13 protein-coding genes are annotated in these 11,729 nt (G+C 46.5%); 11 read left to right on the top strand and 2 right to left on the bottom strand.

What is annotated here, in order from left to right; all coding sequences use genetic code 11:
* Positions 1 to 181: 181 nt before the first annotated feature.
* The 4 genes from EG028_RS01870 (at position 182) to EG028_RS01855 (ending at position 4,324) form a co-directional block, all read left to right on the top strand.
* Positions 182 to 361 carry a hypothetical protein gene (locus EG028_RS01870; protein WP_120514340.1) on the top strand — a complete coding sequence of 60 codons (180 nt, stop codon included), beginning with the start codon at positions 182 to 184 and terminating at the stop codon, positions 359 to 361.
* 252 nt (positions 362 to 613) lie between these two features.
* Complete coding sequence (locus EG028_RS01865) at positions 614 to 1,099, top strand: hypothetical protein (RefSeq protein ID WP_123864506.1); 486 nt, start codon at positions 614 to 616, stop codon at positions 1,097 to 1,099.
* 177 nt (positions 1,100 to 1,276) lie between these two features.
* Positions 1,277 to 1,516, top strand: a complete 240-nt coding sequence (locus EG028_RS01860; RefSeq protein WP_120514338.1) for a hypothetical protein — start codon at positions 1,277 to 1,279, stop codon at positions 1,514 to 1,516.
* Positions 1,517 to 1,651: 135 nt separating this feature from the next.
* Positions 1,652 to 4,324 carry an outer membrane beta-barrel protein gene (locus EG028_RS01855; RefSeq protein WP_120514337.1) on the top strand — a complete coding sequence of 891 codons (2,673 nt, stop codon included), beginning with the start codon at positions 1,652 to 1,654 and terminating at the stop codon, positions 4,322 to 4,324.
* A 79-nt stretch (positions 4,325 to 4,403) separates the two neighbouring features.
* On the opposite strand, the gene EG028_RS01850 is transcribed toward EG028_RS01855, so the two are convergent.
* Both EG028_RS01850 and EG028_RS01845 read right to left on the bottom strand, forming a co-directional pair.
* Positions 4,404 to 4,664 carry a hypothetical protein gene (locus EG028_RS01850; protein ID WP_123864505.1) on the bottom strand — a complete coding sequence of 87 codons (261 nt, stop codon included), beginning with the start codon at positions 4,662 to 4,664 and terminating at the stop codon, positions 4,404 to 4,406.
* 586 nt (positions 4,665 to 5,250) lie between these two features.
* Complete coding sequence (locus EG028_RS01845; protein WP_120514335.1) at positions 5,251 to 5,487, bottom strand: hypothetical protein; 237 nt, start codon at positions 5,485 to 5,487, stop codon at positions 5,251 to 5,253.
* A gap of 516 nt (positions 5,488 to 6,003) precedes the next feature.
* Here EG028_RS01845 and EG028_RS01840 point away from each other — a divergent pair.
* From EG028_RS01840 to EG028_RS01815, 7 genes are all read left to right on the top strand, one after another.
* On the top strand, positions 6,004 to 7,329 hold the full coding sequence (locus tag EG028_RS01840) for an RNA-binding protein (RefSeq protein WP_120514333.1): 1,326 nt from the start codon (positions 6,004 to 6,006) through the stop codon (positions 7,327 to 7,329).
* 274 nt (positions 7,330 to 7,603) lie between these two features.
* On the top strand, positions 7,604 to 7,756 hold the full coding sequence (locus EG028_RS27605) for a hypothetical protein (RefSeq protein ID WP_162946205.1): 153 nt from the start codon (positions 7,604 to 7,606) through the stop codon (positions 7,754 to 7,756).
* Positions 7,757 to 8,191: 435 nt separating this feature from the next.
* A complete protein-coding gene (locus EG028_RS01835) occupies positions 8,192 to 8,890 on the top strand; it encodes a TIGR04283 family arsenosugar biosynthesis glycosyltransferase (RefSeq protein ID WP_120514331.1) in 699 nt (232 codons plus the stop codon).
* Positions 8,891 to 8,935: 45 nt separating this feature from the next.
* On the top strand, positions 8,936 to 9,709 hold the full coding sequence (locus EG028_RS01830; RefSeq protein WP_162946204.1) for a DUF547 domain-containing protein: 774 nt from the start codon (positions 8,936 to 8,938) through the stop codon (positions 9,707 to 9,709).
* The gene (locus EG028_RS01825) at positions 9,702 to 10,037 is read left to right on the top strand and encodes an arsenosugar biosynthesis-associated peroxidase-like protein (RefSeq protein WP_120514329.1); all 336 of its coding nucleotides are present in this window, start codon (positions 9,702 to 9,704) and stop codon (positions 10,035 to 10,037) included. The genes EG028_RS01830 and EG028_RS01825 overlap by 8 nt, the downstream gene beginning before the upstream one ends.
* Positions 10,038 to 10,051: 14 nt before the next feature.
* Entirely contained in the window at positions 10,052 to 11,098 is a 1,047-nt protein-coding gene (arsS, locus tag EG028_RS01820) for an arsenosugar biosynthesis radical SAM (seleno)protein ArsS (protein ID WP_120514328.1), read from the top strand.
* A 10-nt stretch (positions 11,099 to 11,108) separates the two neighbouring features.
* On the top strand, positions 11,109 to 11,726 hold the full coding sequence (locus tag EG028_RS01815) for a TIGR04282 family arsenosugar biosynthesis glycosyltransferase (RefSeq protein ID WP_120514327.1): 618 nt from the start codon (positions 11,109 to 11,111) through the stop codon (positions 11,724 to 11,726).
* The last annotated feature ends 3 nt before the right edge of the window (positions 11,727 to 11,729 follow it).

Below are 11,729 nucleotides of genomic sequence, written 5' to 3'. Positions count from 1 at the left end.
TTACTGGTTTTTCTCATTTGCTGGGTTTGTATAGGTAGACCTGTCTTAAGCACGCTTCCCCGACCCTGTAGTAAGAATTTTTATTTTACACCATGCCCTGAAACACACCGCGTTTGGCTGGTTCAAACAAAAGGTAGGATTTTCGTGAAATTTTTGTAAACTGAGATAAAAATCGATACTGATGCCAACTCATGAAGAAATTGTACAAAAGCTCAAATCTGCTGACATCGCTGAACAACTACTCGAGCAAGGCGCAGGCATCGCCGCCAAGGCAATAGAGGACTGGGGCCTCTCTCTGGGCGAAGCCGTGGATTATGTGAAAACATATCTCAAACTACATCCCTATCGCAGTAATGGATAAGTGCATCCCGATTTTCTCGCTGCGTTGATAATCAGAGTAAAACCTTCCGCGTTTTTACCGTTATCTATTATCTTTTAAGCAATCAAGAGATTTTTCTCTTATAGCCTAATTGTAGAAATTTGAGCCCGGTAATTTCACCAGGTTAATCGCCTCCCAGTACCGCACCGCGAGGCGGCTTTTTTTATGGACTGGGTTAAACTGTATGAAAAAGCTGACACTACTGACGATATTAGCATACCAAAATATGTAAGTATGCGAGTAGTGCTATCCCAATTCCGGTCATATTTTTCCGAGATCGTCGATCAAATCAGGGAAGGCAAGGAGTACGGCGCATTTCCCTCCGAAAGCTATTCATCGATACATTCCATGTTGTTTTTACAAAATGACGCCGTTGTCATAGCCTTGCAACAAAAGCTGAAGGACGAAAACCTTGACCTGTTTATTCTGACAACGCTCCGAGAAATCTTGGATGAAATTATCAATGGCGCAAAGGATCTGCACGACTTTTTAACAAATGAGCCGGCTTCCGGCGAAATCGCCATCGATGTAGCAGCAATTTACCATTGTGATCAACTGCCAAAATGTATTGACCGGGTAATGGAAGATATCGACTGGGGTAGGGAACGAAATCTGGAGGAGGAAATGAGAAGTGATGATTACAAAACCTACATTCATATGTTGGACAAACTCCGCATGCTGCCAAACGGAAAGTTCATAGGGCGCCTGCTGTGGGATTAAAAGTGCCCAAGTGGAAGATTGCAATGCCCGATTTACTAAAAAATGATCGGCGCGTTGATTTCAGCAACCTGGAAAGGGGACCAGCAGCGGCTGGCCGTTAAATAAAAGTTCAGGTTAGGTATTGGGGGGTGGTTGACACCTATTTCTTCTCCGTGGAGTTAATCGTAGCTTTGCCAGATGAAAGGCATCCGGTATGTGGCGACTTTCGGAGAAGAGAGCAAAGTAGTAGATATCTGCCCGGTGTCTGGCTCACTTCACCAATGGCATCTTTACATTGATAATTACTATCAGGGCCAGTTTCTGATGAGAGACGGCAGAAGGACCTTTGAATATCAAAAGGCTCCCGAATGGAGTACAGGGGACGACATTGGCATACTGGTCGATATCTTTTATGAGGTCAGCGGCGAGCAGCCATAACAATAGAATTGATGGCCTCTACCGCCGCCGAAAATACTTCCGATCTCAATATAAATCAGGTGGCACCCATTACATTTGCGGGCGACAAAGGCAGTAATTTTATAAACGGGCAGGTTGGCCACCAATTACCGGTGTATGCGCATTTTCGCAATCGTCATGCTTATCGTGCTTTTCCATGGGAATGCTGCCGCGCAACGTATGGGCTATGCGCCATTGAAAGGCATTGTAACGGATTCGGCAACTTCCCAGCCGCTGGAAGCTGCCACCGTTTCGGTATTTACTGCCGCCGATTCAGCCCTGGTATCCTATACCATCACCAACCGCAGAGGAGAGTTTACGATACAAAACGTGCCAAAGGCACGGCCCTGTAAAATCGTGATTTCTTTCAAGGGGCTGCAAAACTATGAGCAGGAATTTATCATTCCACCCGAGAGCAAGGAACTTATCATCCGCACCATTGGCTTGCCACGCCAGGTGACGACGCTCGATGAAGTCATCGTGTCCAGGCTACGCCCGCCGGTGGTGGTAAAAAAGGATACGCTGGAGTTCTCTGCAGGAGCTTTCAAAACCTCTGTCAACGGCGTAGTGGAAGATTTGTTGCGGCAACTGCCCGGCGTGGAGGTTGATATTGATGGTAATATCACGGTCAACGGGAAGCCGGTGGCAAAGATCACGGTGGATGGACGCGACTTTTTTGGGACCGACGTGAGGTTGACCACCAAAAACCTGCCGCGCGACATTATCGATAAGATCCAGGTGGTTGATGCCCGTAGTAATGAGCAGCGCTTCACCGGCGCCACCCCCACCGGAAATAGTAAAGTCCTCAACCTGGTACTGAAGAAAGACAAGAAGAAGGGGGTGTTTGGCCGCGCATCTGTCGGGGCGGGGACGGCCGATCGTTATGAAGCCAGTACAAATCTCAATCAGTTCGACAGCAAAACCCAGCTCAGCCTGATCGGCTATGTTAATAACACCAACAACAATGGGGGAGGAGCTGTGCCCTTGTCGGCACTCGGGTCAACCACCCCTGCCCGTATCCGCAAATCCGGCATTGGCCTCAACGCCGGCCTGGTGGCTACACCGAAACTCAAGCTAAATGGCAGCTATTTTTTCAATGCAGACATGCAGCGCAGCCTCATTGAGACGGAACGCAGTAATATACTACCGGATACAGCCTATAATTTCAGATCTGTCGCCGATAACCACACCCGTACCACTGGGCATTCGGCGACCTTCCAGTTGGAGCTTCGCCCCGACAGCCTGACCGAACTAACGATCGGTGGCCAGTATCAGCACTCCGGATCGCGACCGAACGTACTTACCAGCGGCGCGAACACCACGATTTCAGGAACAAAAATCAACGAAAGCGCCAATCACCTCTTTTCGAAATCCGTTACTACCAACTTTAGTTCGATGCTCTTTATGGGACGTAAATTCAAGAAGAGGGGCCGGATTTTCGCCCTAAACCTGAATTTCTCCAACAACTCTAACAATGGGGACGATTACAACTTGAGTTCCATCAATGAAAATCTGCAGGGAACGGCGCAACAAACAGTCATCGACCAATATGTGAAGATCTCCGGCGGCGGCCCGACGGTGGCGCTCTCCGTTGCTTGGACTGAACCGCTGCTGCCAAGGTGGAGTCTACGGCTTGCCTACAACTTGAGCATGACCAGAAGCATCAGCAACCGGGATGCTTTCAGGAAGGACACTGTCACGGGCGGTTACATCCTGGCAGATCATGCTTTTAGTAACCACTTCACCAGTCGGTTTCTTTCACAATCACCCATGGCATCAGTTCAATACAACGGTGAACGGACCATTCTGGAGATCGGCGCCGGCTTACAGGGCAACCAGCTTCGAAGTGCTGCAGGTGGTGGTCTTCCGGACCTGGAACAGCGGGTCACCAATTTTCAGCCTGCCGCTATCCTGATGCGCAGGTTTGGGGATGCAGCGTCAGTGACCCTTCGTTACAATGGCTTTTCCAGACAACCCTCCCTGCAGCAGCTCCAACCAGTTCCCGACATCACCAACCCGCTGTATGTCCGACATGGTAATCCGGAGCTGAAGCCGTCCTTTACTCACAACGTCTCCGCCGAAATTCAGCAGAACCGCGGTGCGTCTTACTGGAGCGGCGCCCTCGCCTATACCGGCTCGACAAATCTGATCGTTGAGGAAACATGGCTCGATTCCGTGCAACATACCCGGCCGATCAACAGCGATGGCAACTTTTCACTGAGTGGTAACCTCAACTACAGCGCTTCCTGGCGGCGGGGCGCGTCGGCAATCAGGTTTTCTATCGGCACGAGCGTATTTAGCAATGTAAATGTGTCTTACTCTAACAAATTTGAGAACCGATTCCGTATCCTGGGCCTGGCGCCGCGGCTCTCAATGCAGTACAGTTTTAAGGAGAAAATAACGATTCAGCCCAGCGTCTCTGTCGCCTATTCGGCTACCCGGTATTCACTGCCAATGTCCGACAAGGTCACTTCCACCACTATGACCGGGGCAGTTTTTGCGCAGTTCAACTGGAGCCCACGCCTGGTGATTGAAAATACTTTCAACTATCAGTACAACCAGCGTGACGGCGGCGGGAACCCGGCAACGGCAGCCGTTTGGAACGCGTCGGTCAATTACTACTTTACCCGGAACAGGAAATGGATCTTACGGTTGGCAGGTTTCGATCTACTCAACCGCAACGCGCTTTTTCAGAACTCCATAACTCCGGTTTATACCGAGACAACGACGGCAGAATTACTGCGCAGGTATTACCTTGCATCTATTACGTGGAAAATTGACAATTTGTAACGTCGACGCATCGGCTTTTTTCAATGTTACACCGGAAGTCATTAAACGGAAACTTTCCTTACCACTGATGGCTACAATGCTAATGATCTTTGGGCCCAAAGTTAAAATGGAAGGTGTCTGTCTTTGCTAAACGCCACGGCCTAAGAGGTGTTGTCTCTTCAAGATATTTATAAAAAATTTTAATCTCCCCGTTCTCAGGATAGGTAGGGCTTTGCTTCAACATTTCAATTGAAACGTCACCGTTAGGATAAACGCCTGCCGGGCCGTAAAAATAACCGTTTGGCCTCATCCTGTCTTGTGGGGCCATCATCCGTAATAAAGTGATTTCTTTTGGATTCATATTGGCCTGTCGGTATTTTACCGTATCAAAATCAGGCGGGTACTTTACTTCGTGGTGAATTACAGCATGGGTGCGAGGTTTACAAGTCGAAAATATACAGCAGCTCAGTAACGCTAGAGTTACCGCAGGGAATAAATACATATAAGGGTTATGTTGTGTCAATACTAAAGACGCAAAAACAGCTTTTTAGGGTGAAACCGAAAGAAACTTTTACTAACCAATGATTAACATAAATACATCCTGAAAGTTCTTACATTGAAGAGAGTGCGTTTTTTGAGTGCCGTAACACTTAAGAAAAAGTTCAAAGTAAATTCAACATTTTCTCGAACACTTCGTTCCGGCATGGTCGTGTGCTGGAACTTTTTTTTGTAAGGATAGAATAAAAAATCAACCAGCACTGGACGACACCAATGCCGGTTGATTTTTTCCTTTTAGAATTTTATGCCAGGCTCTCAATTCCCGACACAAAGAACAAATTGCATTTTATTCATATGCTGTGTCGTTAATCACCTGTTATTCCAATCATACCACATGCGAACCTTCTCTCTTGATTCAATTGAAATAGCCTATACAATCCGAATAGTCTTTATAATACTTTTGGTGGAATTACTGCTAATAATATTTGCTGCTTTGGAGTGCCGTTATCACGTAGATGCTTTGTCGTGGCCTGAATCCAGAAGGTTAAGTCGTCTTGGATGAAAACGGTTGTGGTAAATATTTCTTCCAGGGCGCGGGCCGCTGCAGCCCGGTCTAAGGTGCGGGTCAGAATGCCGTATATTGCCGGCAGGTATTTTTCAATTACGGCTTTTTTTTCCGAGATCATTACCGGCCTTAAATCTGGTCCATTTTATTAAAAACAATCGAAAAATAAGCCAAAAGGCGGCGCAGCCTATTGTCCAACCAACAACGAAGAAAACTGTTTCAGGTATGGAGGGCAAAGCTATCCCTTGTTCGCGGTGGGCGGCCTTTCCCGCTTCCAGGGCCACGTAGAACATAACGACAGATGAACCAGCTAAGCATACGATATAATCCATTACGTACAGTGTCCAGTACCTTACCTTTACGAACAGTTCTTTCATACTTCTATTTTATAATCTGCATGATATAAATGTAAAATAAATAGTATAAATTAGGTTTCTGCACTATTTTTCAGTTTTTAGTGCTATGTTCTATCGCCGATGGGTTGAAACTGACTTGGAATCGATCAGGTTCAATACCTTTTCTAACTCACTTGTATAGGCGAAGATTATAAGTTGTGGTTAAAATAAGTCTTTTTTATGAATTTCGACATCATCCTAATTCCGTACATTAGTGTTTAGCAGTTTCAACTGATCCCTATATGGAAAATGGACGTTACCTTACTTCTTTCCTTGAAATTTTCGTTGATACCGATCAGCCTCTTATAAACATCGCCCAGCTCATCGAGGCCGATCAAGGCACCTATTATCACGAATATCTTCACTATATCCAGGATGTATCGACCTGCAGCGGTCTCAGCAAGATATGGCGTGCGTTTGATTGTCTCAGACAGCTTGTTTCTTCTATTCAGCCAGATACAATTATGGAGTTTGAAGTGCCCATGACTAACCCCACGGCTGAAGAGCAAAAGCGGCACCTGGATTTCTTGGAAACGTTACGCGGTAGTGGTCAAATGACGGGAGTGACTTTGGAGGTGGCCGATACATATCATATTGTTGAGGTATTGGAGGAACATAATCCAATGATCCTTGATTACTATGCTAATTCAACTGCAACGGCCATTAAACTTAGGTTGCAGAGTGACGAGCCGAGAGCCCAGGAAAAGCGATTTACTTTTGGGGAGGCTGCCGTATCGGAGACAATGGCGTATTTGGTAGAAAAGAAATTTTTCCCAAACCTAAATTCCCTTCCTCGATATCCTTATAAAGTTGCAGCGGACTTGGTTCATCATCTATATCCAGCACTGAATGCAAGCGACGAATTGGTTTTTGCCTTATGTGATGCTTCATTGCTGTATAATATGCCTGGGTGGGCCTTTGTGAAAATTGTTCAAGAAATGGCTCGAATGCAATTTGTGCCGGCAAGCGGCAAGGAGATGATCGATTTTAGCTATGCTTTCTATGATAAAATTCAATGGGACCTTATCGGTTACTCAAGACATGCAGACCAGGCAATTCAACACATAAGTGATGCCTTATACAGGCACGAGTTCTATACCGGTACCAAAGAGTTACTACAGGCAAGTGTTGAACGAGGAAGAATTATAAGGGAGCAAAATCCCTATTTCATGGTGGAAATATTTAGTCGCGACACCGCACTAAGTCATGAATTTTATAAAACCTTCAATTTTTTAGGCGGCCCGTTATCCATTAATAACAATGGATTTAGGTGGGTGCGTGTTCCACTTGGACTTGAGCGGCTACAGAACAATGCAGATCCTGCGCACTTTCGGGTAGCATGGCAACTTAGCAAGTTTCTGTTGGAAGGAGAAAGGCCGTGCAGCCTTATGAGAACATGTCGCTCATCTCAAAACCACGAAATTGACGATCGTTGTGAGACCCGGCCATGGCAACGAGCAAGCGACGAGCAAGGATGTCCATATGCCGCAGCTTGGGCGCTTTATGGTTTAAAAAAGAAAGACATCTTTCTGAATGGCGTGCTCATCCAACAGCGGGAGGAAGATTAGGCGGTACAATTCATTTGAGTGGTCCCGTCTTCCAGTGGTAGCAGGCCAAGAAGTATCGGAATTGATATCAAAAATTGATGACTATAGGGCTAATTGCTGTACCATTGTAGTTTCAAAGTGATGGAGCGAATGGTGTTTTTCGCAATGTAAATGCTCCATGGATCACATGTTCATTTTAACGTATATAAAAAATCAACGCCAAATGACAATCAGATATTGGATGCGAAGAGGCTCCCAGCCAGGGCAATGGATTTGCGAAAATCATCTTCAAAATTTGAAATGCACTTTTCAACAAAATTCTTTCAACGCATCGCAGAATTTTGAATCCATCCTGGGCGCCTGGCTCACCAGCGACGCTCAAGAACTGGCGAAAGGTGCAAGAGAAATGGGCGACTGGCTTCGTGAATTTCACCAGGGGAAGTTATGAGTTGAAGGGAGTGCTTCGGTTGAAGATGCTCAAATTGAAGACTCATTTTCCGGAAGATCTCCGAGGAAGATGGTGCCCCCATTACTTATTATTGTTACAAAACATATGTGACGATGAAATCCGGAATTTTATTAATTTTACAACAGTTCTTTGCGTTTTGGTCTATTATCTGTAAAAATGGTGGAAGACGGAGATCTATTTTTGAAGTATCTTATATATCATTTTACAGGCTTATAAAATACTGAAAGTCAATACTTTGCATAAAGTATTGGCATTGATAGGACGCTATGAGTAAAGTCATGAGTAAAAATAATGAATGCCTTGAAACCTTTGATGGGCGGGCATTTTGAAACTCAGTTCGAATCTTGTCGTCCCGACAAGCTTTAAAGAGGTCATCAGCAATGGTGGCCTTTTTTTTGTTTTATCTTGCATAGCATGATCAGCATTATAATTCCCACATTAAATGAAGCGGATCATATTGGCAACTGCATCCAGCGGCTGGTTTTGGGCCGGCTTGAAATTGTTGAGATTATTGTTGTGGATGCCTCTCCAACAGACCACACCCGAATGATAGCTGAAAGCCTCGGTGCGACCGTTTTCGCAGTGCCGAAGGTCAGCCGCGCGTTCCAGATGAATTTCGGCGCCCGGAAGGCTTCCGGTAACATACTCTACTTCGTACATGCGGATGTGCTTCCGCCTGTTACATACGCCGCGGATATTATGCAAGCCGTACACGAAGGGTTTGCCGCCGGCCGTTTCCGCTTCCGGTTCGCTTCCGGGAAAATGATGCTGAAGCTGAACGCCTGGTTTACCCGCTTTGACCGCTTGTGGACCAGTGGCGGCGATGAGACGCTGTTCGTGAAAAAAGATGTTTTTGATCGCTGCAATGGCTACGACGAAAAGTATGTTATTATGGAAGAATACGACCTGATCAAAAGGATAAGAATATCAGAGCGGTTCAGAATAATTCCCAAAGACGTTGTGGTTTCCGCCAGGAAATACGACCAGAACAGCTGGTGGAAAGTTCAAAGGGCGAATTTTACAGCCTTCCGGCTATTCAGCAGGGGTGAGGATCCTTCAGTTATCAGGCAAACCTATCACTCCATGATCCGCCATCCCAAAGATAGCCGCTGACAAAACCTTTTCAGGCAATTATTCGTACATTCAATAAAAACGCGCTTGTTATTCATTAAGCTATTGTTGTTTTCCACGCTTACCCATCCTGTTTTTCAACGTTCCCCGGATGATACTGGTCTTTTACCGCTTTCCCAGCAATTATTGTATAATGCCAGGACGGGCGGGCCGGTAGATAGCATTATCACAGAACTGGCTAAAATAGAACCGGCTTTACTCGCAGCGCAACTGAAAACGGATGCCCAAAAAAAAGCTTTTTGGTTAAACATTTATAATGCTTACACACAGGTTATATTAACCGAAAACACGGGAGCCTACAAGAACAGGCGCGCTTTTTTCGGCAAAAAGCAAATAAGGATCGCCGGGATGGAATTCAGCCTGGACGATATTGAGCATGGTATATTAAGACGCTCGAAAATTAAATGGAGCCTTGGTTATCTCAACAAAACGTTTCCATCCGGGATAGAGAAAAAGTTACGGGTAGAAGAACTGGATTACCGGATACATTTTGCATTAAACTGCGGTGCAAAAAGTTGCCCGCCGATAGCGTTCTATGATGCAGCCAGGCTTGACCAGCAGTTGGAAATTGCCACAAAAGTGTATCTCTCTGGAGAATCAACCTATAACGAGAAAGAAAATAGGGTGTATGTACCGGCCATCATGGGCTGGTTCAGAGGGGACTTCGGAGGTAAAAAAGGAATTTTAAGCATTTTAAGGGAGTTGCACATTATCCCTCCCGGCAAAAGTCCTTTCCTGGAATTTAAAAAGTACGATTGGAACCTTTTTTTACGCAATTACAAAAACGAGCAAGATGGCTGACAATTATTACGATCCTAAAGACCTGAAAAATTTTCCGGGGATTGGAGACTTTCAAAAGGAACTGGCCGATAAATTCTTTAGCTGGTATACAGAAGTGTTTAAAGACAGTGCACTTACCGCGAAAGAAAAGTCACTGGTGGCCCTTGCGGTGGCCCATGCGGTACAGTGCCCGTATTGTATTGACGCATACAGCTCCGATGCTTTTGAAAAGGGCTGGAGCGAAGCCCAAATGATGGAAGCCGTACATGTTGCCGCGTCTATCAAAGGAGGGGCAGCACTGGTGCATGGCGTACAGATGATGAACAAGGTCAGGGAAATTTCCATGTAGCTTAAATTGTTATCATGAAATCTTTACTGGCAATGCAACATACCCTTGCAAGCGCCCCCGCCCAGTTGGCAGTGCTGGCAGGCGCGGCAGGAGAGAGGTTCCCTTTTTTTACCGAAAAACTGAAGGAGCAGGCAAAGTTCCCGTTAAAACCTGCAAACCTGGCAGTATTGCAGGTAAACATCGGCAAGATGTGCAACCAGGTCTGCAAGCACTGCCATGTGGATGCAGGGCCGGATAGGAAGGAAATTATGACCAGGGAGACCATGACTGCCTGCCTCGATGCCCTCAGGAACAACCCGGGAATTACAACCGTTGATCTTACCGGCGGTGCACCGGAGTTGAACCCGGACTTCAGGTGGTTTGTTGCCGGGATCAAACAGCTGGACAGGCACGTAATCGTCCGTTGTAACCTCACGATCATTCTTTCCAACAAACGTTTTTACGATCTGCCCAAATTCTACAAATCATACAACATTGAAGTAGTTTCTTCACTGCCTTCCTTTACAGCCGACCGGACCGACCGTCAGCGTGGAGACGGCGTTTTCAAAGATTCGATTGCCGCCCTGCAAATGCTCAATGAAGAAGGCTATGGCATGCCTGGAACCGGGTTAATCCTGAATCTTGTGTATAACCCGGCAGGCGCATTTCTTCCTCCTAACCAGCAGAGCCTGGAAAAGGAATATAAAGTGGAGCTGAAGCGGCTATACGATATTTCTTTTAACCAGCTGTACGCGATCACCAATATGCCTATCAGCCGTTACCTGGATTACCTGCTGGCCTCCGGCAATTATGAAAAGTACATGGAGAAGCTGGTGGATGCATTTAATCCCGCCGCAGTAGACAGTGTGATGTGCAGGAACACCATTTCCGTGGGCTGGGACGGACATTTGTACGACTGCGATTTTAACCAGATGCTTGATTTGAAGGTGAGCTGTGGAAACAGCGCGCATATTTCCCGGCTGGATGTCCGCGAACTCGAAAAAAGAGATATTATGCTGAACCAGCATTGTTATGGTTGTACCGCCGGGGCTGGCTCCAGTTGCGGAGGAGCAGTAACTTAAACCGTTTTAAATGGAGAAGAATGCGCTCATCATATTCACCCGGAACCCGGTGTACGGAGAAGTCAAAACCAGGATTGCCGCCACTTTGGGAAACGAAGCAGCACTTGCCGTTTATAACAAGTTGCTGGAACATACCGAAGCGATCACCCGGCCCCTGCATTGTGACAAGTTCGTGTACTATTCCGAAAAAGTGGGCAACCCTGATATCTGGGATCCGGCAATGTTTTCCAAGAAGGTTCAGCAGGGCGGAAACCTTGGGGAGCGTATGCATGCAGCCTTCCAGGATCTATTTAAAGCGGGCTACGCGCAGGTGGTCATTATCGGGAGTGATTGTTATGAATTGACTTCCGGGGTGATAGGGCAGGCGTTTGAATTGTTGCAGACGAACGACCTGGTTGTGGGGCCTGCAACAGACGGAGGGTATTACCTGCTGGGTATAAAAAAACCTTGTCCGCCATTGTTTGAAGGGAAAAGCTGGAGTACATCGACGTTGCTCGCTGAAACGCTGAAAACGGCCGCGACAGGGCGGATGAGCTTTTGTTTGCTTCCGGTCCTCAATGATATTGACGTGAAAGAAGATATACCCGCCCAACTGATGGACGCACTCCGGTCAGGCGGGTATTTATAATCA

Source organism: Chitinophaga barathri, assembly GCF_003807585.1.
GTDB lineage: Bacteria > Bacteroidota > Bacteroidia > Chitinophagales > Chitinophagaceae > Chitinophaga > Chitinophaga barathri.
The sequence above is the reverse complement of the archived record's forward strand: the minus strand, read 5'-3'. Positions and strand labels throughout refer to the sequence as shown.

What these genes read in the sequence shown, in the direction of transcription:
- EG028_RS01825 (WP_120514329.1), top strand. Translation starts at nt 9,702, where the DNA reads ATGGCTGACAATTATTACGATCCTAAAGACCTGAAAAATTTTCCGGGG.
- arsS (WP_120514328.1), top strand. Translation starts at nt 10,052, where the DNA reads ATGAAATCTTTACTGGCAATGCAACATACCCTTGCAAGCGCCCCCGCC.
- EG028_RS01850 (WP_123864505.1), bottom strand. Translation starts at nt 4,664, where the DNA reads ATGAATCCAAAAGAAATCACTTTATTACGGATGATGGCCCCACAAGAC.
- EG028_RS01840 (WP_120514333.1), top strand. Translation starts at nt 6,004, where the DNA reads ATGGAAAATGGACGTTACCTTACTTCTTTCCTTGAAATTTTCGTTGAT.
- EG028_RS01845 (WP_120514335.1), bottom strand. Translation starts at nt 5,487, where the DNA reads ATGATCTCGGAAAAAAAAGCCGTAATTGAAAAATACCTGCCGGCAATA.
- EG028_RS01815 (WP_120514327.1), top strand. Translation starts at nt 11,109, where the DNA reads ATGGAGAAGAATGCGCTCATCATATTCACCCGGAACCCGGTGTACGGA.
- EG028_RS01855 (WP_120514337.1), top strand. Translation starts at nt 1,652, where the DNA reads ATGCGCATTTTCGCAATCGTCATGCTTATCGTGCTTTTCCATGGGAAT.
- EG028_RS01870 (WP_120514340.1), top strand. Translation starts at nt 182, where the DNA reads ATGCCAACTCATGAAGAAATTGTACAAAAGCTCAAATCTGCTGACATC.
- EG028_RS01835 (WP_120514331.1), top strand. Translation starts at nt 8,192, where the DNA reads ATGATCAGCATTATAATTCCCACATTAAATGAAGCGGATCATATTGGC.
- EG028_RS01865 (WP_123864506.1), top strand. Translation starts at nt 614, where the DNA reads ATGCGAGTAGTGCTATCCCAATTCCGGTCATATTTTTCCGAGATCGTC.
- EG028_RS01860 (WP_120514338.1), top strand. Translation starts at nt 1,277, where the DNA reads ATGAAAGGCATCCGGTATGTGGCGACTTTCGGAGAAGAGAGCAAAGTA.